The organism is Acinetobacter sp. MYb191, assembly GCF_037572605.1.
GTDB classification, from domain to species: Bacteria; Pseudomonadota; Gammaproteobacteria; order Pseudomonadales; family Moraxellaceae; genus Acinetobacter; species Acinetobacter johnsonii.
In genome coordinates, this window is the sequence record NZ_JBBGZP010000008.1 from 12,713 (window position 1) to 38,038 (window position 25,326).

The 25,326-nt window shown below is 41.5% G+C and carries 16 protein-coding genes; 9 read left to right on the forward strand and 7 right to left on the reverse strand.

Translation table 11 applies throughout. The features are described from left to right. Positions 1 to 427: 427 nt before the first annotated feature. The 4 genes from WH214_RS03270 to WH214_RS03285 all read right to left on the reverse strand — a co-directional run bounded on the left by WH214_RS03270 (position 428) and on the right by WH214_RS03285 (position 5,205). Positions 428 to 2,839 (reverse strand): sulfatase-like hydrolase/transferase, encoded by a 2,412-nt coding sequence (locus WH214_RS03270; RefSeq protein WP_339422275.1) that lies wholly within the window; start codon positions 2,837 to 2,839, stop codon positions 428 to 430. A 679-nt stretch (positions 2,840 to 3,518) separates the two neighbouring features. Next, entirely contained in the window at positions 3,519 to 3,785 is a 267-nt protein-coding gene (locus WH214_RS03275) for a hypothetical protein (protein WP_339422276.1), read from the reverse strand. Positions 3,786 to 3,839: 54 nt separating this feature from the next. After that, the gene (locus tag WH214_RS03280; RefSeq protein WP_218289038.1) at positions 3,840 to 4,457 is read right to left on the reverse strand and encodes an L-threonylcarbamoyladenylate synthase; all 618 of its coding nucleotides are present in this window, start codon (positions 4,455 to 4,457) and stop codon (positions 3,840 to 3,842) included. A gap of 85 nt (positions 4,458 to 4,542) precedes the next feature. Then, positions 4,543 to 5,205: an elongation factor P hydroxylase gene (locus WH214_RS03285; RefSeq protein ID WP_339422277.1), complete on the reverse strand. Its 663-nt coding sequence runs from the start codon at positions 5,203 to 5,205 to the stop codon at positions 4,543 to 4,545. Between the two features lie 97 nt (positions 5,206 to 5,302). Between WH214_RS03285 and WH214_RS03290 the strand changes: the two genes are divergently transcribed. The 6 genes from WH214_RS03290 to lysM all read left to right on the forward strand — a co-directional run bounded on the left by WH214_RS03290 (position 5,303) and on the right by lysM (position 9,055). Continuing rightward, positions 5,303 to 5,860, forward strand: coding sequence for a YceD family protein (locus WH214_RS03290; protein WP_004982945.1), 558 nt, complete (start codon positions 5,303 to 5,305; stop codon positions 5,858 to 5,860). A gap of 76 nt (positions 5,861 to 5,936) precedes the next feature. Beyond that, positions 5,937 to 6,119 (forward strand): 50S ribosomal protein L32, encoded by a 183-nt coding sequence (gene rpmF, locus WH214_RS03295; protein ID WP_339992849.1) that lies wholly within the window; start codon positions 5,937 to 5,939, stop codon positions 6,117 to 6,119. A gap of 176 nt (positions 6,120 to 6,295) precedes the next feature. Beyond that, positions 6,296 to 7,282, forward strand: coding sequence for an ACP S-malonyltransferase (gene fabD, locus WH214_RS03300; protein WP_339422278.1), 987 nt, complete (start codon positions 6,296 to 6,298; stop codon positions 7,280 to 7,282). Further along, the gene (gene fabG / locus WH214_RS03305) at positions 7,279 to 8,013 is read left to right on the forward strand and encodes a 3-oxoacyl-ACP reductase FabG (protein ID WP_339422279.1); all 735 of its coding nucleotides are present in this window, start codon (positions 7,279 to 7,281) and stop codon (positions 8,011 to 8,013) included. Before fabD ends, fabG begins: the two co-directional genes overlap by 4 nt. Before the next feature lie 86 nt (positions 8,014 to 8,099). Further along, a complete protein-coding gene (gene acpP / locus WH214_RS03310) occupies positions 8,100 to 8,336 on the forward strand; it encodes an acyl carrier protein (protein ID WP_004695351.1) in 237 nt (78 codons plus the stop codon). Between the two features lie 245 nt (positions 8,337 to 8,581). Next, entirely contained in the window at positions 8,582 to 9,055 is a 474-nt protein-coding gene (gene lysM, locus WH214_RS03315) for a peptidoglycan-binding protein LysM (protein WP_094148253.1), read from the forward strand. Positions 9,056 to 9,123: 68 nt separating this feature from the next. On the opposite strand, the gene WH214_RS03320 is transcribed toward lysM, so the two are convergent. From WH214_RS03320 to atzF, 3 genes are read right to left on the reverse strand one after another with little or no spacing between them, the layout of a single operon-like run. Beyond that, entirely contained in the window at positions 9,124 to 9,828 is a 705-nt protein-coding gene (locus tag WH214_RS03320; protein ID WP_339422280.1) for a GntR family transcriptional regulator, read from the reverse strand. A gap of 3 nt (positions 9,829 to 9,831) precedes the next feature. Further along, complete coding sequence (gene uca / locus WH214_RS03325) at positions 9,832 to 13,434, reverse strand: urea carboxylase (RefSeq protein WP_339422281.1); 3,603 nt, start codon at positions 13,432 to 13,434, stop codon at positions 9,832 to 9,834. A gap of 20 nt (positions 13,435 to 13,454) precedes the next feature. Next, positions 13,455 to 15,284 (reverse strand): allophanate hydrolase, encoded by a 1,830-nt coding sequence (gene atzF, locus WH214_RS03330; protein ID WP_339422282.1) that lies wholly within the window; start codon positions 15,282 to 15,284, stop codon positions 13,455 to 13,457. A gap of 1,126 nt (positions 15,285 to 16,410) precedes the next feature. Here atzF and WH214_RS03335 point away from each other — a divergent pair. The 3 genes from WH214_RS03335 to WH214_RS03345 are packed head-to-tail and all read left to right on the forward strand — an operon-like array spanning position 16,411 to position 25,007. Next, positions 16,411 to 19,623 carry a type VI secretion system Vgr family protein gene (locus tag WH214_RS03335; RefSeq protein ID WP_339422283.1) on the forward strand — a complete coding sequence of 1,071 codons (3,213 nt, stop codon included), beginning with the start codon at positions 16,411 to 16,413 and terminating at the stop codon, positions 19,621 to 19,623. 18 nt (positions 19,624 to 19,641) lie between these two features. Continuing rightward, entirely contained in the window at positions 19,642 to 24,729 is a 5,088-nt protein-coding gene (locus WH214_RS03340; protein WP_339422284.1) for an RHS repeat-associated core domain-containing protein, read from the forward strand. After that, positions 24,726 to 25,007 carry a hypothetical protein gene (locus WH214_RS03345; RefSeq protein WP_228716260.1) on the forward strand — a complete coding sequence of 94 codons (282 nt, stop codon included), beginning with the start codon at positions 24,726 to 24,728 and terminating at the stop codon, positions 25,005 to 25,007. The genes WH214_RS03340 and WH214_RS03345 overlap by 4 nt, the downstream gene beginning before the upstream one ends. The last annotated feature ends 319 nt before the right edge of the window (positions 25,008 to 25,326 follow it).

Sequence of the window (25,326 nt, forward strand, 5' to 3'; positions counted from 1 at the left end):
TTAAAAAATACATAATTTTAATAGGGCTTAGTGTAAAACAAATTGCGGCGTGAATACATGATTTCACCGACCAAATAACAAAAAAAGCTGTAAATAAATAGAGAGTATTTATTTTTGTGATGCTTTTTATCTGCTGATGTCTTAGCTAAATCTGCAGAAATGGGTTGGGTTTAAGAGAACATGACATACTTAGGGCCTAGTCCTGTGGTTTGAAAAATAATCGATTTATTGTAAGTAGCTAGATGGGGCTGCATAGTGCGGCATTATGAATCTCAAAAGCAGTCTACAAAATAGGCATTGGATGAATACCTTAAAGAATAGCGCTGAAATACGAAGAACGTATTTCAGCGCTGCTCCAACTTCAGAGACTTTGAAGTCTCAAATTTTGGGGTGTTGATCAATCTCAGATCGTCGTGTTTAAAAATATTTAGTCTTTTAAATCGATTGTGACGGTATCGATTTGACCTGTGAATGCATACGGCGCTTTTTCATTGTAGCGAGGTGAAACGGTTGAGCCTAAGTCCATACCGATATCGAAGGTTTCAGTTGCGGAGAAGCGATAAGGAACCACTTTTTCAACCTGACCTTGGGCAACCGTTTCGCCATTGACGCTGATGGTCACAGGTCCGCCAATACCATGTCGACCTTCACGCGGAGTCTGTTGATAATCTACGACGATGCTGTGTTTCCCCGGTGCTAATGCTTTGGTGGCAGCAATCCGATAATACGATTGGGCAAAGAAGTTGTATTCGTACACAGGTATGCCATTTTCCAAATACAACGAGAAGCCGCCTCCTGAACCACCTTCAGCCACAATTACACCATTGGCACCGCTTTTAGGAATGACAACGTCAGCCTTAATGCTATGCGAGCGTTGATACATGGGTGGAGCACTGCCTTCAGGCAGACGCGTGGTGCCTGCTGAATAGGTAAATTGCTTTCGTCCACGAACCGAAGAAGGGCGCTCCGGATTAAAAGCACGTTCTACAAAACGATCATCTAACGGATAAACGCCATATTTGCCTGCTTCTTGGTCGAATAGCTTCTGCATTTCTGCTAAGCGTTGAGGCTCTTTGGCTGCTAGGTCATGCGCTTGGGAAAAGTCCTGTTTGATATTGTATAGTTCCCATGGACTATCTTTAAAGCCTAAAGAGCCACTGAGCTTCCACGGTACGCCATGGAAGGATGAGGCAACCCAACCGTCTTGATAGATGGCTCTATGTCCACCCGTTTCAAAGTATTGGGTATGACGCTGATCTTTGGCTTTTGCATCATTGAAACTGTATGCCATGCTAATCCCAGACATTGGCGTTTGTTTTACACCATCTACTAAGTTGGGCTGCGGAATATTGGCTGCTTCTAAAATGGTTGGGGTGATGTCGGAAACATGATGGAATTGGTTATGGATCGCATGCGTGGCTCTAATTTTTGCAGGCCAAGAAACGATCATGCCATTGCGTGTTCCCCCGAAGTGAGAAGGGACGCGTTTCATCCATTGAAATGGAGACGAGCCAGCCCATGCCCAACCGACAGGATATTGGTTTTCGTGCTTTGGTCCGCCAATTTCATCAATATGTTTTAATTGATTTTCAACGGTATCTGGAAAACCATTTTGAGTCATTAGGTTATTGATAGTACCCGTTAACGTCCCTTCAGCACTGGCACCATTATCCCCCGCAATAAAAATAATGAGGGTATTGTCTGCATCAGGAAGTTTCTTGATGGCTTTAATCAAACGTCCCATTTCATGATCTGTTTGTGCGAGGAAACCTGCAAAGACTTCTTGATGTTTTGCAAACAAGCGCTTCTCATCTGCACTCAGAGCAGTCCAAGCTTGAATACTGTCTGGGCGAGGCGTCAAGTCGGTATTTTTAGGAACAATGCCCAATTTCTTCTGACGGGCCAAGGTTTCTTCACGGACTTTGTCCCAACCTTGGTTGAACTGGCCTTGAAACTTATCAATCCATTCTTGATTGACATGCAGTGGTGCATGGACGGCACCGGGTGCCATATAGACAAAATACGGCTTATCTGGAGAGACTGAGCCTTGACGATTGATCCAACCAATTGCATCATCAACCAAGTCAACATTCAGGTTATAGCCTTGCTCTGGCCGTTTAGTGGGTTCAACGGGTGTCACCCCGCGGATCAGCTGTGGTTCCCATTGGCTCGATTCACCACCAAAAAAGCCATAAAAATATTCGAAACCGAGACCTGTTGGCCAGCGTTCAAAAGGTCCAACTGGGGATGTTTCCCAGTCAGGGGTGTTGTGCCATTTACCAAATGCCGCAGTGGCATAACCATTGTCTTTAAGGATTCTGGCCACACTGGCACTTTCCTTGGGCCATATCGTGTTATATCCCGGATAACCTGTTGAAAGTTCGGTAATGGTTCCCGCTCCAACTTGATGTGGGTTTTGTCCCGTTAAAAGCGCTGCACGTGTTGGAGAGCTAATCCCTGTGGTATGAAAACGATTGAAAATCACCCCATCGTCTGCAAGCTCATCCATTTCAGGCGTCGGTACAGGCCCCCCAAAGGTGCCAGCTTGTCCAAAGCCCAAGTCATCTAACAAAATCACCACCACATTGGGTGCGTCTTTAGATGCTTTTACAGGTTGAGGGAAATCTTGTTTAGAGCCTTCAAAGGTTTCTTTAATCACCCCTTTAAATGTGGGTGTGGGTTGGGGTAAGACCAAGCCTGTCTGATTGAGGGCTTGAGGTGCTGTACTTTGGGTTTCAGGTGCGGCTAAAGCGACATGTGATGCTGTAATAGCTGCGACCAAGGTGAGGATGCGTGTCAGTGGTTTCGGTATTGAGTTTAATGGTCTATTCTTGTTCATATACAATCCCTTATTAAAAGTTTCCTTGTTGTGGTGTTGAAAAACCGTATTTAGTTTTGAAAAAAATGCGCGAAAATGCGAAGTAGAAAGAAAAGACCTACAGAATAAAAAGGCTTAGATGTTTGGGTATTCCGATTGAGTTAGAACTCCAGACATGAGGCTTTCTCAACTTTGCCTCATCTCATGCAACCTGTTGCAGGCTCGATTTAAACGAAGCTGAGATAGCTGTTTGGGGGAAACTTGAATAGTTGGAAACTGAATGTGATGGATTGGCTTAAATGCTTTTGATTAGTTGAAACTGCAAACAGACCTAATCTTGTTATATTCCCTTGGTTCGGCATTTTTTTGTCCTTATTGATTTGATTGTGATGTGGCTGTTTTTCATGCCCATGACGATCCATCGTCAATGTACGGCGAAGTATGTTTGATGTTCTGGCCGTACAGTAGCAAACTGCTTCGGAAGATGAACCACTCAAAAGAATGGACTTGGCTGTTTTTTCCGCACTTTAAAATGAAGATGGTTCTTTGCAGTAACATCGTTTGTGAGCGCTAAAGCCGCACAGGTGAAGTGCTTTAATTTTTATAGATGTGTACTAATTTGAAAGCCTAGGGATGTAAAGTGTGTCCAAAATATGCATAAATGCGTCAGTTGACGCCAAGGAAAAGATTCATCCACGATTTACTCAGGTGCTTGTAGCGCAAATTCAATGATGCGCTGACAGCTGTCTTGCAGGCAGAGATTTTTGGGTTCAAGATATTTAAAGTATTGTTGGATGGTCGCGATCGGCAGAAAATAGCTGTACGGATTATCTTCCCGCATAATGCAGTTGATTGAACTCGGGCTTTGCACCAAAGTCTCGGACTCAAGCGTCCAAGGACGCTGCACATATAAATTATGTTGCTCGGGAAATTGATTGAGATTGAGCAAAACCATAAACAGGGTCATGTTGATCTCTTGAGAATGTGAGATTCAGTTTCACTAGCGAATAAATGTAGCGCATCATTCAAATGCGCTGACATCACCAAGCCCACGGCGAATCACTTCAGGGTGATCACCTGATAAGTCGACAATACTGGTGGTGTTCAAGGTGCCCAGCCCGCTGTCGATAAACACATCAATTCGTTTTGATAGTTGCATTTCTATATCATAGGGATCATCCAGCGGTTCTTCCTGATTCGGCAGGATTAATGTACTGGTTAGTAGTGGTTCACCCAACTCTTTGAGTAACATTTGGCACACAGGGTTACTTGGAATACGTAGACCAATGGTTTTTTTCTTCGGATGCATCAAGCGTTTAGGCACTTCACTGGTTGCAGGCAAAATGAAGGTGGTCACGGCTGGTGTATTGTTTTTCAGTAAACGATACATAGCATTGTCCACTTTGGCATAAGTGGCAATATCGGATAGATCTGCACAAATGATGGCATATTGATGTTTGGCCCCAAGGCCGCGAATTTGAGCAATCCGCTCCATGGCATTTTTATTCCCAATCTGGCAGCCAATGGCATAAGCGGCATCGGTCGGGTACACCACCACATCGCCTGCACGGATCCGTTCTACTGCTTGGCTGATGGAGCGTGCTTGAGGGTTATCAGGATGGACTCTTAAATGAAGCATCGTTTTTATCTCCTGATGGTTTTTTCAACATTATCGCGCTTTATCTCGGTGATGTTCAATGACCAAAATGTGAATCGTGCTAAATTTAGTCGAGCATTTCTCTTTGAAATTCATTGCTCTGTAATGTTTTGCCAGCACGAGTACATAAGCAAATACAGTTAATGAAGTGTTTCGCATCGCGCGGTAATTGGGCTTGTCCTGAAAAATAAGCCTGAACTTGAGCGAAAACATGGTCTTTGAAGCGGTTGCCGTCACCCCCTTCACCAGTCAGATTGTCTAAGGAAACACGGAACTTCCGACCAAAAGCTGTGGCAAATAACCATTCAATGGCTTGCGGTTTAATTTCAACCTGTTCAAATAAAGCTTGTTGCTCAGCCGTACGACCATCGGGTGCATACCAGTAGCCTAAGTCGGGGAGTAGACGGCGTTTATCTCCTGCAATGCTCCAATGGCTGATTTCATGCAATGCACTATTAAAAAAACCATGGGCAAATTGGATACGTGCAGGGGTGCTGTCTATAGCGGGAAAATATTCAGGTTCAAAGTCACCTTTAACCAAGTTGACATTCAGGTGGGAAAACCAACGATTAAAGTGTAAGATGAGCCAATCAACTTGTTCTGCTTCTGTACACAAATTCTCCCACGTCGAGAGTTGCACTTGGCGGTTTGAAATGTCAGAATCGACAGTTGAAATTGTGCTCACAAGTGATGAAATACTCACTTCTGTTTGCGGCTGCAACAGATGCATGACTTAAGTTACCCAAATGGTCTGTCTAAATAAGTACAAAATTGTATCTTAATCTTTGACAGAGTACTGATGAATTTGTAGAATTGCCGCCTTAATTATGTCAGCAAATACCTTTCCGGCACAGATTGAGCCGTTTAAATGGGCCGAACAAGGCTTTACATGGTCAGGAACACTGCCATTGTCTCGCTTTGCTCGTATAGCCCGTGAAGCTGTTGGATCAATTGATGATCAATTGATTAACATAGACTGTAAGCTATCAATGGATGCGTATCATCGTATTGTATGGCTAGATGGTCACGTTGAAACGAACGTTCCAATGGAATGCCAGCGCTGTTTAGGCACGGTAAACATTGAACTCGTTTCAGATTTTCATCTAGCTCTAGTGGATGATGAGTCACTGATAGAGCGCTTGGATGAGGATGCTGATTTCATCGTCTTAGGTGAAAGTGAAGCAACGACAAAAGGTAGCTATGATGCGCCTGCGACGGCTGATTTACTGTCTCTGATAGAAGATGAATTGTTATTGTTGATGCCTTTGTCTGCTAAGCATGATGCTTGTGAACATAAGCACCAACCTGCCGTTGAAGAACTTGTTGAAGAAAAGCGGGATAATCCGTTTGATGTTTTGGCAAGTTTGAAGGGTAAACTTAACTAATTTTTGTGTTATACTCTTCCGTATAAGACAACTGAATTTGTTCTGATCCATATTTTTCGATTTGTAAGGAGCCATCATGGCCGTTCAGCAAAACCGTAAAAGTCGCTCTCGCCGTGACATGCGCCGTTCACATGACGCTTTAACCGAGAATGCATTAACTGTAGACCAAGCTACTGGCGAGATTCACCGTCGTCACCATGTATCTAAAGATGGTATCTACCGTGGTCGTCAATTATTAGCTAAAGCATCTGCTGAATAATTGTCGAAGCATTAAGCTTAAAGCTTAGTCGAAAAAAGGGGAGCGTAAAGCTCCCTTTTTTTGTTGTCGAATTTTTATCGCTGCTGTTTTTGTTGTATTTGGCAATTACATCGACCTAAATTAAGTGTTAAATTTTCGCTCCATAAACGAGAGCAAAGACAAGAAAGGACTTTTTTATGTCTGCGAAACAACTTGATCAAGTCGCTCAGGCAACAAAAACAGCTTTTGTATTTCCCGGTCAGGGTTCACAAAAGGTTGGCATGTTGGCTGAATTGGCAGAACAATTTGCCAGTGTTGAAGCAACATTTGCAGAAGCCTCTAAAGCGGTTGGATTCGATTTGTGGCACATTGCACAATCTGGTGAAGGTTTAGACCAAACTGAATTTACCCAACCGGTATTGTTAACTGCCAGCATTGCTTTGTGGCGTGTATGGTTAGAACTTGGTGGTGTTGCACCCAAGTATTTGGCGGGACACTCACTTGGTGAATACAGTGCGTTGGTTGCAGCAGGAAGCCTAAGCTTAGGCGATGCAGTCAAGCTGGTAAACTTGCGTGGCAAGTTAATGCAAAGTGCTGTACCTCAGGGTAAGGGCGCAATGGCGGCCATCTTAGGTTTAGATGATGCGCAAGTTGTTGCTTTATGCCAACAAGTTTCGGGTCAAACTGAAGGTTCAGTTGAAGCGGCTAACTACAATGCTCAAGGTCAAGTAGTGATTGCTGGTGAAAAAGCAGCAGTTGAAGCAGTCATGGCTTTAGCCAAAGAAAACAGCGGCAAAGCGATTGCACTCCCAGTTTCTGTTCCATCGCATTGTTCATTGATGAAGCCTGCTGCAGAACAGTTCGCAGAAGCTTTGGAACAAACTGCCATTGAGCTGCCTAGCATACCTGTAATACAAAATGTGGGCGCGGAAATTGCTACAGATGTAGCACAAGTCCGCCAAGCACTTACCGCTCAGTTATATGAGTCTGTACAGTGGACCAAAACCATGCAGTTTATTCAGGATCAAGGGATCCAATATGTTGCAGAGTGTGGTCCAGGCAATGTTTTGGCAAACTTGGCAAAACGTCTACCTAATATTGAAAAAGCATTTCCACTCGATAGTAAATCACGCTTGGAAGATGCACTAAATGCCATTTTAGTGGCTGAAGGAAAAATTGCATGACACAGGAACGCAAGATTGCACTCGTGACAGGTGCAAGTCGAGGGATTGGTGCTGCCATCGCTCAGCAACTTATTCAAGACGGTTATTTTGTTGTGGGTACTGCGACATCTGAGTCAGGTGCAGAAAAACTTGCTGCAAGCTTCGGTGAACACGGTGCAGGTAAAGTGCTCGATGTTCGTGATGGTGCTGCCATTGATGCGCTTGTCACTGACATTGAACAAAACTATGGCCCTGTGTTGGTTTTGGTGAACAATGCTGGGATTACCAAAGATAATTTGTTACTTCGTATGTCAGAAGATGACTGGGATGACATTTTAAATATCCATTTAAAAGCAGTTTACCGTTTGTCGAAACGCGTTTTAAAGGGTATGACCAAAGCACGTTTTGGACGAATTATTAATATTAGTTCTGTGGTTGCGCATTTTGCCAATCCAGGTCAGGCCAACTATTCAGCAGCGAAAGCTGGTATTGAAGCATTTAGCCGTAGCCTTGCAAAAGAAATGGGCAGCCGTCAAATCACTGTAAACTCAGTGGCGCCTGGTTTTATTGCAACAGAAATGACTGAGCAATTAAGCGAAGACATCCGTAAAAAAATGAGCGATCAAGTGGCCTTGAACCGTTTAGGTGATCCACAAGATATTGCAAATGTGGTGAGCTTCTTGGCATCAGACAAAGCAAATTACATTACTGGTACGGTAATGCATGTAAATGGTGGTCTATACATGAGCTAATTGGCTGATGGATAAACTTTCAAAATTTTAAAGATTCAATTAAACTAACGGCATTAAAAACGCCACAAGCAATGAGGAGAATTCCTGTGAGCGATATCGAACAACGCATCAAGCAAGCAGTTGCAGAACAACTTGGTCTTAAGGCTGAAGAAATCAAAAACGAAGCATCTTTCATGGATGACTTAGGTGCTGACTCTTTAGACCTTGTTGAGCTTGTTATGTCTTTCGAAAACGACTTTGACATCACAATCCCAGATGAAGATTCTAACGAAATCACAACTGTACAATCTGCGATTGACTACGTTTCTAAGAAACTAGGTTAATACATATTGTTTCAGCTTTGCTGAATGAAAAGGCCACCCACTTGGGTGGCTTTTTTATGCCTTTCAAAAATGCAAAGCGCCTAACTCACCTTTAAAATCTGCTATTTACTCGGGTAACTTACAAAGCTTTACCTTAAGAGGACTATTCGCTACCAAATCTGTTGTCTTTTTTGGGTATAAAAAAGGGTGTCTCATTTTTGAGCATTCAATATAACAACACCGATATAACAAGATGGAGCATACACATGGGTCTTTTTGATTTTGTTAAAGGCATTGGTAAGAAAAACACAGCAGCAGCCGAGCCTCAAGCCGCACCAACCACTCCAGCAGAGCCATCTGCTCAAGAAATTGCCAACAAGTTATTGGGTCATATCAAAGCATTGGGCTTACCTGTGACGGGACTTTCAGTCAGCTATAACTCCACCACAGATTTGGCGACCGTGAAAGGGCAAGTTCAGACCCAAGCCGATAAAGAAAAGATTGTTTTAGCTGTCGGTAATATTGACCATGTGGCACAAGTCGATGATCAACTCACTGTGGCGAGCCCTGAACCTGAAAGTAAGTTCTACACGGTTAAATCGGGGGATAACTTATCGAAAATTTCCAAAGCATTTTATGGTGATGCCAACCAGTACAATAAAATTTTTGAGGCCAACCGTCCACTATTGAAAGATGCAGATGATATTTTCCCAGGCCAAGTCCTACGTATTCCTGCTTAAGTCCAAAGGTTGAAGAAAAGGCGCATGAAGCGCCTTTTTTATTGGAGAGTGGAATGCTGATCGAGCGCTTAGCGACTTGTTTTCACAACAGCATGCTGACTGAGCATACCTAAGGTAATTTTTTTTACTTCATCTCGACTTTGTTGAATGTGAGCGCTAATCTTTTCAACGGCAAGCTCTGTCTGTTGCTGTGCTATATAATTCAAAATGGCTTGATGCTCCGCATAGGTGGCTGCAATCCGATCCATTTTTGAAAAATCGAGGCGACGAATAATGCGAATTTTTTCACTGACCTCTTGATGAATTTTGATCATTTCTTGATTACCAATGGCCCGAACCAATGCACAGTGAAAATCTTCATCAATTTTCGCCATAGCTTTTAAACTTGACAGATACTGCTCAGGTGCAACCATCCAAGTCTTGTGCAAGTGTTTTATTTCCTTCGATGGCTGAGATGCACTGCTGCATAACTTTCGAATTGCATACTGCTCAATCATGATGCGTAGCTCATACAGCTCATCGTAGTATTGCAAGTTCAACGGACGGACAGTCCAGCCACTACGAAATGCCACCTCTACATAGCCTTCTTGTTGCAGTCGATATAGTGCTTGCCGTGCAGGCGTGCGGCTGACCTGATAGTTCAAGGCGATTTCGGATTCGGTAAAACGTTCACCTGGCATCAATTTGAAATCAAAAATATCGTTCTTTATTTGCTGGTAAACAAGTTCAGACAAATTGTCTGAACTTGAACCTGCACGTGTCATATTCGGCATGTACTATTCCATATAAACCAAAGGCTCACCACTATGAACGGTTTGTCCAGCCCGACAAATAATGGCTTTGACAGTACCATCATCCGCAGCGTACACCGGTAATTCCATTTTCATGGCTTCAATGATAGCAATGGTTTCACCTTTTTTCACAATCTGACCTTGTTCCACTAATATTTTCCAAATATTACCGGTCATCGAAGCATGTAGCGCTGCATAGGCACTGTAGTCGGTCTCATCACGTACTTCTGCAATCAGATGTTCTTGATGATCAACACTTTCTTTCCATAAGCCCACTTCAGTACTAAAAGCGTGTTGTTGCTGTGCTCTAAACTCGGCAATGCTGTCTTTTTCATCCTCAAGGAGTTGTAAGTACGCGGCATAGTCAAATTCAGTGTCTTCAATTTGAATTTGTGTTTGACCATTTTCAAAGTCGGCACGCCATTGCTCTAACTCTGACTCTGATACGGGGAAGTATTTGATTTGATCAAAGAAGTTTAAGAACCATTCTTTGTCACCAAACTGTTTATTCTTTTTAAATTTATTCCAGATGGGTAGGGTGCGCCCAACCAATTGGTAGCCACCTGGCGAATCCATACCGTAGATACACATATACATCCCGCCAATGCCTACGGTGCCTTCAGCGGTAAAGGTACGGGCAGGGTTGTATTTTGAACTTAATAGGCGATGGCGTGGGTCAATCGGTACTGCACATGGGGCGGTGAGGTAGACATCACCAAGGCCTAAAATCAGGTAATGGGCATTGAAAATAATCTCTTTGACTTGCTCACGACTGTCTAAACCATTGATGCGTTGAATAAAATCGACATTGTTCGGTAGCCAAGGCGCTTTGGCACAGACACTTTCTTGATAGCGTTCAACGGCACCTAAAGTTGCACTGTCTTCAAATGCCATCGGCAGATGGATGATCCGTGACGGGATCTTAATTTGGCTTAAATCTCCCATTTGCTGTTCAAGTTTGAGTAGAAATTCGATCAATTGATGCTGTGGAAGCGTGAGTCCATCATATTTGATTTGCAGCGAGCGTACACCAGGCGACAGTTCCAATATGCCTTTAATATTGGCTGCGCGAATGAGTTGCATGAGCTGGTGAACGCGCAAGCGCAGGGCCAAGTCTAAAACGTTGTCACCGTACTCCAGTAAGATATAGCTGTCACCCGCTTGGCGGTATACCGTGCGTGGAGACACGTCAGTTGCCTCTAAGCTGGCAAGAATTGCGGATGGCGGAATGTCACTGCTTGGCGGCTCAGAATTAAGGGCTGCGTGGGCAAAGTTTTCGATCCGTTCAATTTGTTGTTGTTCTAAGGCATTGGCTTGTTCAACAGTTAAAGGATAAAAGCTGATTTTATCATCGGCTTTAAGCTGACCCACTTTCCAAAGTTCAGCTTTGGCAATGGTTACAGGGCAAACGAAACCTCCTAGACTTGGCCCATCTTTGGCCAAAATGACAGGGAAGTCACCTGTGAAGTTAATCGCACCAATGGCATATTCACAGTCATGGACATTGGATGGGTGGAGCCCTGCTTCACCGCCATTTTCACGTGCCCAGCTTGGTGTTGGCCCTGATAGTCGGATGCCTAAACGGTTGGAGTTGAAGTGTACGGTCCATTCGGAGGCAAAAAACTCTTCAATATATTCGGGTTTAAAGAAGTCAGGTGCACCATGTGGTCCATACAGAACGCCAATTTTCCACTCTTTGCCGTAGCTTGGAATGAGGGCAGAAGATAGAGCTTGTGGTTCTTGAGGGGCTAAAGGGGTATCGCTATTTGGGTGGGTTGTGTTGACGAGTTTGATCATGTCACCTGCACGAAGTACACGTCCTGCATGCCCGCCAAAGTTACCTAAAGCAAAAGTCGAACGACTGCCCAAATATAGGGGGACATCGAGCCCATGACGCACTGCTAAATAGCTACGACAACCAGACTCGACCTGTCCTAAGCTAAGTACTTGACCTGCGCAAATGTGAATCGGTTGCCAAAAGGTTACGGGCTTATCATCCAGTTGAGCAGGGCATGGCGCACCTGTCAGTGCAATCACACTGTCTTGGTGGAACTTGAGGCTTGGACCTTGCAGAGTGAATTCGAAACCTGCTGCTCTAGCATCATTCCCCACAATTTGATTGGCCAATTGAAAAGCATAGTCATCCATAGGACCCGATGGTGGTACACCGATATCCCAATAGCCAACACGTCCCGGAAAGTCCTGAATTGAGCTTTGCGTGCCAGCTTGGAGTACTTCAATCACATTCGGTACGTAGTCAAAGTCGTCTAGCAAACGCGTCCAGATTTGCATTTGTGCAAAGCGTTCATCAGAGATCACGCTATGTGCATAGTCTAAATTGGTGCTGATACCATTTAAACGAGTTTGAGAGAGTACACTTTTTAGTTGCTCAATGGCTTGTGCACGGGTATCCGCATGTACGATGATTTTGGCAATCATCGGGTCAAAATATTGCGAAATTTCTGTCCCTGTTGAAACCCATGTATCAACACGACAATTGTCTGGAAATGCGACCTCGGTCAGTACACCCGGGCTGGGTTGGAAGTTCTTAACTGGATCTTCTGCATAAATACGCACTTCAATCGCCGCACCTAGCGGTTGGATGTTGCTAAGTGCCGTCCAATCCAGTGCATCACCCGCAGCGACTTTAAGCATGCATTCAATCAGGTCTAAACCTGTCACCATCTCAGTGACAGGGTGTTCTACTTGTAGTCGGGTATTGACCTCAAGGAAGTAAAATTCATCGCGTGCAGCATCATAAATAAATTCGACCGTACCTGCGCTGCGGTAATTGACCGATTTGCCTAGTTCAACTGCTGCTTGGTGTATTTTTTGACGTGTGGCTTCGGGGAGATGAGCCGCTGGGGTTTCTTCCACTACCTTTTGGTTACGACGTTGCAATGAACAGTCGCGTTCACCTAATGCAACCACTTGACCTTGACCATCACCAAAAATCTGAACTTCGACATGACGCGCACGGTCAATAAAACGTTCTAAAAATACGCCCGAATCTTTAAAAAATTGTGCGCCTAAACGTTTGACGCTTTCATAAGCTTCAACTAAGGCTTGTTCATTATTACAGCGGGTAAGACCTATACCACCGCCGCCTGCGGTGCTTTTCAGCATGATGGGGTAACCAATCTCTGTAGCCGCAGAAATTGCCTCATCTAAGCTTTCAAGTAAGCCTGTACCCGGTGTCATAGGAACCTGTGCAGTCGCCGCCAGTTCACGCGCACGGTGTTTTAAACCAAACTCTAAAATTTGTGTCGCGGTTGGCCCCATAAAGGCAATATTATTTTTCTCACAAGCCTCTGCAAATTCAGCACTTTCTGATAAAAAGCCATAGCCTGGGAAAATAGCTTCAGCCCCCGTTTTTTGAGCGGCTTGAATCAATTTTTCAATGCTTAAATAAGTGTCGGATGGTTTTAAGCCGTCTAGAGCAATGGCAATGTCTGCATCTTTGACATGTTGTGCGTAACGGTCACTGTCTGAATATACCGCTACACTGGTCATCCCCAGTTTTTTTAAAGTGCGAATTGCACGTACGGCAATTTCGCCACGGTTAGCAATCAATACAGTTTTAAACATTTTAAAATTCCTAAATTTGACTAAGCTTGTTCTACTTTTGAATTGTTACGGTGCTGGATATAGGCGCGCCAACCGCCAAAGTGACTGATGTTTTCGGCATCGTTCAAGCCATAAGGTTCACAAATAAAACCTTTCACCCATCGACCGTCTGCCAGTTCGACGTTGCCCATGCCTAGTGGTGTCGGAATCTCTGCGACAAATTCTCCAAAGCGAGCGGTGGGTACATCCCACAGTTCAACAATGATCTGTTGACCGTGTTCATCGACTCGGGCTAGACCGGGTTTAGGCGGGATCGTGCCATTCAGTGCAAACAAGGCATAGTGCTCAGCGGTATGCGTGGTTTCCACAAGCACGGCATCACGGGTGAGCAATTGGAAGTTCAACGGCATTCCTGTCAGGTGTGCCCCAACCACCGCAACACGGATATGATGTGGAGAGACTGTGTTCTGTGGCGTCGGAATGGTTGCATATCGGTCTAAAGCCCCCAGCTTTAAGTTCAAATGCGTCTGCCAAATTTTCCCAAATTCAATCAGGGCTTGGTCATACCAAGCAGGTGCAATTAGGCTGATGCCGAAAGGTAAACCGTCGGTGCGGAAACCCGCGGGCAGAGCGAGGGCACTTAAATCGGCAAGGTTGGTAAAATTGGTATAAGTCCCAAACTCAGAGTTCAGACTAATCGGTGACTGTTCCATTTCCGCAAAGGTGTGAATGGTTGGAGAGGTGGGAACAATCAATGCGTCAAATTGGGCCAAAGTATCTTGAATTTTTCGGCTTAAGTCTTGCTTTAAGTACTCCGCGTTATAGGCATCAACTGCACTAAAATCATGCCCTTTTTGAATGATTGCACGTACTGTCGGATCGAAAACCTCAGGCAGCTGTACCAACAACTCGGCAACCGCCGCTGTACGTTCTGCCACCCATGAGCCTTGATAGAGTTGGGCTGCCAATTGTTCAAACGATGAAAAATCAATTGCAGTAATTTCAGCACCTAGAACTTTTAACTGCTCTACAGCCAGTTGGAAGGCATATTTAGCTTGGTCATCTCCAAAGAATTCCAGTTTTTTGGGAATAGCAAAATGTGGTTTAGCCGAGAGTTTCGCAGGTGTAGTTTTGGGGTGCTGGCGTGAATAGCTATCTAGCGCATCGTAGTGTTCTACCGTTTGGGCAATGGAGTCGGCATCTGTTACCGTTAATGCAAAAATCGAAATACAGTCTAAACTTTTACAGGCGGGGAGTAGCCCACGATTTGAAAAACGACCTTTAGTCGGTTTTAGCCCAATAATATTGTTAAATGCAGCAGGAACACGTCCAGAGCCTGCAGTATCTGTTCCGAGTGCAAAGGGCACCAAGCCACGAGCAACAACACTGGCTGAACCAGAGCTAGAGCCACCACTGACATAGTCAGCATTAAACGTGTTGCTGACCGCGCCAAAAGGAGAGCGTGTTCCGACGAGACCAGTTGCGAACTGGTCTAAATTGGTTTTTCCCACAACTATTGCCCCTGCATTTTTAAGCAGGCGAATGGTTTCTGCATCTTGCGTAGCAACAGTTGTCAGGGCCTTGCATGCGGCCGTTGTGACAAAACCAGCAACGTCGATGTTATCTTTCACTGCAAATGGAATACCGTATAAAGGCAAATCTTTGCTGAGGTCTGTGGCTTGATCTGCTTTTTGCTTTAAGGCTTCAATTTGTTGGGAAAGTATTTCTGTAGTAGCAAGTGAAATCCATGCATGATCAGGTTGTGGTAATTGCGCTACATAGTCGATTAACTCTTCAAGATGAATATCTTGGTTGAGATAAGCGGTTTGCCATTCTTGAAGTGTCCAGCCAATGCATATGTTCTGACTCATTTTTTGCATTCCAACTTGTATACATGATGGAATACAAAAATGCAGAATCTATGCCAATCTAATCAATTTGATTTATCTTTGGTTATAATCTCTATAAATCAATAGTTTAACATTAAAACTTTAGTTTAATTGAGTGATTCTAAGTGTTTTTAGAGTTGCACCAAAACAAGTGTATAGGGGAGCTAATGGTGCTTTTTATGATCAAGTCTTGGGAGGTTTGACGTTAAACTATTTAAAAATAGGGTTTAAATCATTTTCGTTGTTTATGTGAATTGAGGGAGTTAAAGCCAAAAGGATTGAGGATAAAACATATTATAAAATAGGATGATTCAAAGAAACTATACACACTCAGTTTTTAATTTTTATGTATAACTTAATGTATTTGAACTATACCAAATCTGAAAAGTTACAAGCTTCATTTAATTCGTGACCAATACAACCGTTGAAATGTGCAGAGATAATCAATAAATCACACGTATAACTTATAATATAAACTATTATTTTTATAATTTTGCATTCAGCTTTTCTCATCTTTCCATTGTAGTTAATTCTATGCCATATATTGATATACATAAGCTGGCTGGATCTTAATTCAAACATCTGACGTGAATAACTGGGTCTTTTTTCCGAATAATAATTGATGTACTTAACTTGCATTTATCCTGCATAAGGTGATGATCTAAACTCTCTGTCAGTAGCAGCTCAATTGCTTCTATGTATAAGCTATTGCCAGTAGGCTATGTATCTATGGGGGAGTGCCTATATTGCCTGATAAGCAACAGCTTCAAGAATTGCGGGTTATGTAGAAGGCTGTAATTGTTAACGGGTTAAATGAAGGTTGAGTAAATTGCAAACCAGTATGAAAAAAATAAAATTTTAGTGGTTTGGTATTAACTGAAAAACTTTAATATTTCTAGAGTGGATAAAGGAATGAGTTAGGTTAAGCTGAATATGGGTAGGATAATATCAAAGTTATAAAAATTGAAATATAAAATTACAGATGGATCGGTCATTTATTGAAAAAAAAAGGCTCTGAAATTTAAAAATTTATTAAAGTTACAAAAAATTAAAGAAATTTTTTGAGACTTTTGTACAATCAGCCACAACTTAAAATTTAATAATAACGATGCCCAATAATATTTACGCTGCAATAGAGCAACTTGGACTTACTGCACAAAAACGTGCCATTCATATTCAGTTCAGCAATACCTCGCTTAACGAACAAGTATTCCTTCAGCGCATAGATGGAACGCATGAACTGAATGCAGGTATAGAGTTACAGCTCCTTTGCTTATCTACCTCCGCTCATATTCCGTTAAAGCAATTTATTGGTAGTCAGGTGGCTGTCGATATTGTCACTGATAAATCAGAACTCAATCGTATTTCGGGCATCATCACTAAGGCGGATGTGGGGGCAAGCGATGGCGCTTTAACCATATACCGTTTAACCGTGGAAGACCCGACAGCTTTATGGAAGCATCGACGTAATTCTAGAGTTTTCATGGCGAAGTCTGTTGTTGATGTGGTTCAAACCATTTTTGCCGAGTGGCAGCAACGTAGTCCCTTATTTGCTTCAAGTTTGATTTTGGATAAAAGTGGGTTAAGCAAAGAATATGATGTACGCCCATTTATTATGCAAGCGAATGAGTTGGATAGTGAATTTATTCAAAGGCTGCTCTCTTCAGAGGGGATTAACTGGCTTATTGATGAATCTCAGCTCAAAGTGTCCAGTTCAAGTGAACCTATTCAGCCACAAAAACTTAGACTGATTGATGACAATGCCCAATATCAAAGTTTAGAGCGTCAGAATATTCGCTTCCATCGTAGCAGTGCTGTAGAAAGCAGTGATTCGATTACAAATTTTGTCGGGCAGCGTTCTATACAACCAACATCTGTCCATATTCAACATTGGCAAGCAAATACTTTAGAAGTAGAAGAAGGTGCGGGTTCAGTTCAAAGCAAACATAGCCATAGTGATAATCAAGACAACGCCAGCCTAGGTTTAGAGCAAGCATGGCATTTCTCACCTGCATGGATACAAGACCTTAAAGGTGAAGATGGAACGACCAAATCAGGCAATGGTCAGATTGAAAAGTTTAATCAAAACCTTGGTCATTATTACGACTTACAAGCTAAGCAATTTATGGCTACCTCGACTGTACGAGATGCACAAGTGGGTTACTGGTTTGAACTCAACGAACACCCTGAAATTGATCAGCATAGTGGTTCAGACAAAGAATTCTTAATCACATCTAAAAAATTCTATAATCAGAATAATTTGCCTAAAGATTTGACCGATCAAATCACAGCTTTGCTGAAACAAACCAATTGGCAACAGGCTGAAATTACGACAAATAATAAAGACGAACGCCAAGCCAATCACCTCGTCTTACAACGACGTAATATCACTATTGTTCCAGAGTACAATCCTCTGCGACAACGGCCTATTGCATCACCACAACGCGCGAAAGTGGTTGGACCGAGTGGTGAAGAAATTCATGTGGATGAATGGGGGCGTATTAAAGTCCGTTTCATGTTCACGCGTAGTGAAGACAATACTCACGATGGCGGTGCAGGTTCAAATGACAATGACACGGATTCTGCTTGGGTTGATGTGCTCACACCTTGGGCAGGTGAAGGTTATGGTGCACGCTTCTTACCGCGTATTGGTGAAATCGTAGTTATCGACTTCTTTGATGGCAATATCGACAGACCCTTTGTCGTGGGGCGCATCCATGAAGCACAACGTCATCCAAGCAAGTTTGACAATACAGGCAAACTACCTGATACCAAAAAACTGGCAGGGATCCGATCAAAAGAGGTTCAAGGAGAGGGCTTTGGGCAACTACGTTTTGATGACACGACGGGTCAGATCAGTACCCAATTGCAAAGCAGTCATGGTGCGACACAACTGAACTTAGGGAATTTGAGTCATCCTAAAGAAACGGACACGAGTGAAGGGCGAGGTGAAGGTTTTGAACTGCGTACTGACCAGTGGGGAGCCGTCCGTGCTGGACAAGGCTTACTTGTTTCCACGTATAAACAAGATCAAGCCAAAGGTGAGCATCTAGATGCTGAAGTTGCCAAGAAACAACTAGAAGCCAGTCAGACTAACAGTAAAGCTTTAAGTGATATTGCTAAAAATCAAAAGACTGATGAAATTGAATCGCTTGAGCAGCTTAAAGAATTTGCAGAACAACTCGAACAAAAAATTGCAAAATTCAAAAAGGCAGTTTTATTGCTCAATTCACCTGACGGAATTGCCCTAAGTACAGCTGAAGATATTCATTTCTCTGCTGATTCACAAATTAATCAGATTGCAGGCGATAGTATCAACTTCAGCACTCAAAAGAACTGGATTGCTCAGGCGCAAAATAAACTGAGCTTGTTTGCTGCACAAGGTGGCATCAAAGCCGTTGCAGCACAAAGTAAAGTTGAAATTCAGGCACAGTCCGATGCATTGGATATACTTGCTAAAAAAGGCATCATTATTTCCTCGACTGAGGACCGTATCGAAATTAGTAGTCCTAAAGAGATTGTCATCACAGGGGCTACATCACAAATCACCTTAAATGGTTCAGGGATTTCCCTGAAAACAGGCGGTGAATTTAGAGTGAATGCAACACAGCATGTGTTCCAAAGTGGAGCGACAGCGAGTATCAAATCAAGTTTACCACCACCACCGAAGCGTGGTCAGGGGGTACTTGAGTTATTACATGATTATGCACATGGCGATTTTGTTAAACAGGGCGGCTATACCGTTACTGATTCACTTGGTAAGCAATTTAAAGGGCAACTGGATGATAAAGGCTTTGTCCGTGTTTCAGGATTGGCGACAGGCGCAGCCAAAGTTGTATTTGAAGAAGATCAACGTAATCCATGGGATGAAGCGAGTGACTTTAAACGACCACCTATGTGGCCAAATGAAAATGATCCTGATGCACAAAGTTTAATGGGGAAGGCTGAATCTGTACTAAAAAATGCAGTAAGTGAAGCGAAGAAAACATTAGGTCAAGCATTTACCAATCCTGAGACAATTAAGAAAACAATTGGACCAGCCAGCATGTTGAAAGATGGAGGGGCAAAGACATTGCTCCCAATGCTAAAACAAGGTGCTGAAACGCAGTTGACCAATCAAATCGCCAGCTTTGCACCCAAAGCACTTGGACAAAATTCTAAAGGGCAAAGTATAGCCAATAGGGTGCAAGGAGTTGTTGCTAGCAATAGCCTAGAACCAATCAAAAATCCATTAAGACAAAAAGCTTCAAATACCACGGGTCAAAGCACAACTTTGATCAATAGTAACCCGATGAACGCTATGAATTTAACATTTAAGTAAGAATTGAGAATTAGAAGAATGGCTAATCCACCAAAAACAGCGCAGAAACAACAAACGAAAGTAAGTACGAGAAGTAATACTGGAAAAGCAGCAGTTGCACCAATTAATACAATTAAAATGGCAGATGTGAATGCTGGGACAAAAAAAATTAATCAATGGCTAAAGCAAAATACAGGGGGTGTTGTTGATTTAGATACTCTTAAAAATGTTGCAGGAAGCTTACCAGTAATAGGAAATATTATTTCATTAACAGATGCTGTTTATGATGTCATTGAAATTACGAAGAAGCCAAATCCAGGATTCCCTGATTGGCTAAACCTAGGAATTGATTTAGTTGGAGTGATTCCTTTACCTCCCGGGATGGCCGCAGCTCGCACAGCGCTTAGACCAGCATTGAAAACACTGAAATCCAAAAATTTAACTAAACAAATACCTGATGTTATTATTGAATTATTAACTAATCATGTTAATGAGCGTGTAGCAGGGGAGCTGGATAAATTTGCAGATAAGGCACAGCCTTTAGTTAAAAAGACAGTTAATGATTGTGGTGGCAAAGCTAAAGAGCTTGGCAATAATTTTGCTGATGGTATGAGCAAAATTTTAACTGGAAAATTTTTTAATTCAAGGAGTGACATTAAAAATGCAAAAGCCAGTTTATCTAAAGCTGGTGATAATATTTTTCGTGATACTGGAAAAGCATTTTCACATGGTGTTTCTTTCTTAGCGAGTGGTCTTTCTGCTGTTGGAAAAGAGTATGGAAATTTAGGAGCTGGTACTGCAACCTATTTCATAGGATCAGATACAAAAGCCTTGATTAACAAGCAAATTGGAGTTTTCAGAAAATTTAGTAATACTGTACCGTCAAAATTAGCGCCTTTAGCCGATCCAAATACAGCTATGAGTTTTTCTTGGTTATTACAAAAACTTTCGATAGCTGCAAAAAACTTTAAACTGAAGAAGGCAAAAAAGACGGTTGCAATTAAACCGAATCAAACTTCACAGAAAGATAAAAAAAGACCAAGTGGGGAATTGGAAACTATTCAAAATCAGAAGGGTGCCAATAACAATCCGAATGATAGTTGTCCACTGAATACAACTGGTGTAAATGGAAGTAAAACCAAGCCAGTGACTAAAACTAAAAGAAGTATCAGTTATGCTTTAGGAACTGAATTCTTAACTCATGTAGATGCATATGAATTTGCTTTGTCTAGCTTTGTTCTCTCTAGAACCTACGCTTCAAATTTGTATCAACTGGATGATGGTGAGTTTGGAGCGCGTTGGTTTACGCCATTTATGTCACGCATTATTAATAAAACAGAATATATAGAAGAAACAGAACAGAAAGAAGGACATATCCGTCAATTAAAAGGGTTGCAGTATATTGGGGCAGATGCGCGCCCAATTGCTTTAGCGGATATTAATGTTGGGGAAAGTATTCATGATCAACAGGAAGGATTTTATTACAGTGTGATTTCTGAAAATGTACAAATGATTTCATTTGGTACAGATGAGAAGCACATCTTTGAAAAATATAATGATGAATACCGATTATCAATAATTGAGTATAAAAATGGAATGACGGCAGCAGTTCGTTATGACCATAAGATCAATAATAAGTCTTATATTTCAGATATTTTAATTAAACATAAATCCCAATTGTTGCTACACATCGCATTTAGCATAAATAGTCAAGGTAAGGTTGAAGATGTTTGGGCAATTGAAAAGGGAGAATTAAAACGTCCACTAGCAAGCTATAACTACAATGACAAAGGCGATTTAATTGAAGCCATTACTGAAAATGGCGCAAGTTATTATTACCAATATCATCATCATCTTATAACACGTTATACCGATCTTACAGGTCGCGGTATGAATTTAGAATACGATGGCATTGCACCGACTTCTAAGGCATATCATGAATGGGCAGATGATGGTAGCTCTGAGGTTCGCTTAGAGTGGGATGAGAATATTCGTCTTACCTATGTTATTGATGCATATGGTAATGAAACAGAATATTACTATGATATTGATGGTTATACCTACCGTATTGTTTATCCTGATGGGCTGGAAGAATGGTATTTCAGAGATGAATGTAGTCGTGTAGTTAGACATATTGATACTGACGCAGCCGTCAATGAATATGAATTTGATGAGAATGGCAACTTAACCACAATTACCCAACCTGATGGGGCGACTATCCACTATGACTATGATGATCAGGATCAACTCATTGGTATGGTGGATGCTGAACAAGGTCGTTGGTTTAAAGAATATGATGGCTCAGGAAACATAATAAAAGAAATTGATCCGTTAAAAAGAGAAACAAAGTACAACTACAATGCTATGGGTCTTCCTATACAAATCACAGATGCGAAAGGTGGAAGCAAACAATTAAAATATGATGACCAAGGAAACTTAATCAGTTATACCGACTGTTCAGGTAAAGAAACAAAATGGGAGTATGACCTCAGAGGGCGAGTGACTTCAGTAGAGAATGCTTTAAAAAATAAAGTTGAATATTTTTATAGTGATTTTACGGCTGAAACAAGAGAACCTCTTGAACAAGGTTTACCATTAAACTCGTTTGGTCAACTAGAAAAGATTAAATATAGCGATGTATTAGAAGAACATTTTATTCATGATGCCGAAGGCCGACTGTTGGTGTATATCGATCCAACTGGGAAAAAAACACGTTATGACTATGACCCAGCAGGTCTAATTTCTTATCGTATTGACCCTCTGGGGTATAAGATTAAATATGAGTGGGACAAGTTAAGCCGACTCAAACGATTAATCAATGAAAATGGTGCGTCCTTTGAGTTCTTTTATGATGTAGCTGGTCGTTTAATCAAAGAAATTGATTTTGATGGCAAAGAAACCCAGTATCAATATGACGAGACAAATGGTCAACTTCAAACCAGTATCGAAGTTGCAATGCTTCAAGGGCAAAACTTGTCTGGAAAGCTGGCACCAAAAGATCGTATTCAGCACTTCGTTATGGATAGTATGGGGCGACTTGAACAACGTACTTCTGGTTTTGGATACAAAGGTCAAAATGAATTAGAAGAACAGCAGTTAGAAGAGTTTGCCTATAACAGTCATGGCCAAATTTTATTGGCAAAAAATGCTGAGAGTAAGGTTGAGTGGTTCTACGATGTTGTGGGTAATTTAGTTCGAGAGCATATTCAAGACAATAAAACTCATATGACAGCGGTGTGGAAACATGGCTACGATGAAATCAATGACCGTATTAAAACGATACGCCCAGATGGACAAGATATTGATTGGTTGACTTATGGAACGGGTCATGTCCATAGCTTAATTTTAAATGGCCAAGATATTGTCAGCTTCGAACGCGATGATTTGCATCGCGAAATTGCACGACATTATGCAAACGGTTTAAGCCAATTTGAACACTTTGATGAACAAGGACGGTTGAGTCAGCAACAAATCGTACAAGGCCATGAAAATGGCTATGCAAATGCACAATTGCAACAAGAACAAAATGCTGTTCAAGACACTACAAGTCTATTATCACGTGTCTATCGTTATGATAAATCTGGTCAGCTTGCTCAAATTCAGGACAGCCGTCGTGGTGATATTCATTACAGATATGATCCACTTGGACGTTTACTTGAAGCAACGTCGAAATTAGGTAAAGAAAAATTTAGTTTTGACCCTGCGAGTAATTTAATAGATCGACATCTGGAACAGCAAAATCAAATTCACGAACGTAGAACAGATGAAAACCAGTATGGCTATTTGAAATTGGTCAATAATGTTGTTCGTCAATATTTAGATCAACAATATCAATATGATGCTTATGGACAGTTGACTGCTCAAAAATCAAATCAAGGGGATTTAAACTTATCTTGGGATGTTTTAGGTCGTTTGGTTCGAAGTCGTAATACTGAATATACGGCTGAATATCGTTACGATGCGATGGGGCGACGTTTAGCAAAAAGAAGTAAGCACCATCATACAGGTCAAGAGCTGGATTTTGTTTATGGATGGGATGGTGATACGTTAGCATATGAGTCAAATGAGTCATATACCAAGCATTATATTTATGAAAAAGACAGCTTTATTCCCTTAATTCAAGCTGTTTATCAAACGCCTATACAGGTGCATACAACACCTGTTTGGGATGATAAATATAGTTTTACTCGTGATTTACTTTGGAAGAAGACTCAGAGTAGTCAAGGCTTTGATGATGTTTGGTTCTATCACTGTGACCATTTGGGGACTCCACAAGAGATGAGTGATCTTAGTGGTCAGATCATTTGGAAGGCACAATATAAAGCTTGGGGTGAATGTAAAGCAGAGAAAGTGAAATCAAACTTCTTTGAAAATAGTGAAATCATTTCAAATAATATTCGCTTCCAAGGGCAGTATTTTGATGAAGAAACAAGGCTTCATTATAACCGTCATCGTTACTACTCGCCTTACGTAGGGCGCTTTATTTCTAAAGATCCAATTGGGCTTTTAGGTGGGCATAATGTTTATGCTTATGCGCCGAATCCTATTGATTGGGTTGATCCGAGAGGGTTAGCAAGAGTAAAAGGTTCGAAAGGAAGTAGTGGGAAGGGAGGAGGAGGTTCACCTAAGAAGAAACCTTGTCCAGGTAATCCTTGTGAGGGGAGAAATCCAGCAGCTGAAGCTAAGGCTTTTCAAGGACAAAAACCTGGTCAGCCTTATAATTCTTATGATGGAGTAGATTCTTATACAAATGTGGTTATAAAAAAGGGCACAGTACTTTATGCTTTAGAACCTGGGGGGTTAGGTTATGGTGTAACTATTGCAACTGTTAACCAATCTAAAGGTAGTGCTCAAAAATATCATGATTTAGTACAAGTAACACCTGGATGGAATTGGGCTGAAAGTAAACCAAGAGATATGAGAACTAAAGTTAAAGCATTTATTCTTCAAAAAGATTTATGTGTAGCAAAAGGTAAAGCTCAGGCTAATTCTAATTTTACATTTAAGGATGATGATGGAAATACCGTATGGAAAGATCCACATACATATTCTGGTGGTGGGACACAGTTTTATGTTGAAAAAGCTGAGCGTAAAAATTTTAAAGAGGGTAAAGTGAGAAAAATATGAAAATTGGAAATAAAGAAGTACATATCTGTGAATGTCTAAAAGAAATCATGGTAAAAGAAATAGATTTAGGAAATTCTATTAGATCTTATAATGAAACTCCTGAATGGCCAGAACAAGACAGCAGATTTGTTTTTTTAGAAAACAAAATAAATATAACATCTTTGAATGATTTACCTGAATGGATTTCAGTGAGGGTGAATAATGATATGCATTATACTTGGTATAATGAAATTTATTGCAAAAAGCATCATGACTTATTAGCGGCAGGTGATATGTGATTCTAATCTACACGGTTCCCTCTAAAGTCAAATTTAATTAGGAAGAGGGTTGGTAAAAGAGCCTTCTATACGGTCTGTAAGCTAGATTGAAGGAGAGTTTAAAGATTCTTATTCAATTATTTTGAGTTCATAAATTATTTTGTGTGGTAAATATCATTTTTATGTATTACAAAATTTAGCCCTATATTAAGTTTTATGTGCTCATTTTTTTCCCAAAGCATGAGCATCTCTTTTTTATTTTCTTTAGTTTTTTTGCATAAAAAGTTTCTATTAACATTACTAGGATAAAAAGGGTGTAGTATGTATTTAATGTCGTTAA

Excerpts from the sequence above, each read along its gene's own strand:
- WH214_RS03275 (WP_339422276.1), bottom strand. The coding sequence starts at position 3,785 with ATGACCCTGTTTATGGTTTTGCTCAATCTCAATCAATTTCCCGAGCAA.
- WH214_RS03290 (WP_004982945.1), top strand. The coding sequence starts at position 5,303 with ATGTCAGCAAATACCTTTCCGGCACAGATTGAGCCGTTTAAATGGGCC.
- WH214_RS03340 (WP_339422284.1), top strand. The coding sequence starts at position 19,642 with ATGGCTAATCCACCAAAAACAGCGCAGAAACAACAAACGAAAGTAAGT.
- atzF (WP_339422282.1), bottom strand. The coding sequence starts at position 15,284 with ATGAGTCAGAACATATGCATTGGCTGGACACTTCAAGAATGGCAAACC.
- WH214_RS03335 (WP_339422283.1), top strand. The coding sequence starts at position 16,411 with ATGCCCAATAATATTTACGCTGCAATAGAGCAACTTGGACTTACTGCA.
- rpmF (WP_339992849.1), top strand. The coding sequence starts at position 5,937 with ATGGCCGTTCAGCAAAACCGTAAAAGTCGCTCTCGCCGTGACATGCGC.
- WH214_RS03320 (WP_339422280.1), bottom strand. The coding sequence starts at position 9,828 with ATGCCGAATATGACACGTGCAGGTTCAAGTTCAGACAATTTGTCTGAA.
- fabD (WP_339422278.1), top strand. The coding sequence starts at position 6,296 with ATGTCTGCGAAACAACTTGATCAAGTCGCTCAGGCAACAAAAACAGCT.
- uca (WP_339422281.1), bottom strand. The coding sequence starts at position 13,434 with ATGTTTAAAACTGTATTGATTGCTAACCGTGGCGAAATTGCCGTACGT.
- fabG (WP_339422279.1), top strand. The coding sequence starts at position 7,279 with ATGACACAGGAACGCAAGATTGCACTCGTGACAGGTGCAAGTCGAGGG.
- WH214_RS03285 (WP_339422277.1), bottom strand. The coding sequence starts at position 5,205 with ATGCATCTGTTGCAGCCGCAAACAGAAGTGAGTATTTCATCACTTGTG.
- WH214_RS03345 (WP_228716260.1), top strand. The coding sequence starts at position 24,726 with ATGAAAATTGGAAATAAAGAAGTACATATCTGTGAATGTCTAAAAGAA.
- WH214_RS03270 (WP_339422275.1), bottom strand. The coding sequence starts at position 2,839 with ATGAACAAGAATAGACCATTAAACTCAATACCGAAACCACTGACACGC.
- WH214_RS03280 (WP_218289038.1), bottom strand. The coding sequence starts at position 4,457 with ATGCTTCATTTAAGAGTCCATCCTGATAACCCTCAAGCACGCTCCATC.
- lysM (WP_094148253.1), top strand. The coding sequence starts at position 8,582 with ATGGGTCTTTTTGATTTTGTTAAAGGCATTGGTAAGAAAAACACAGCA.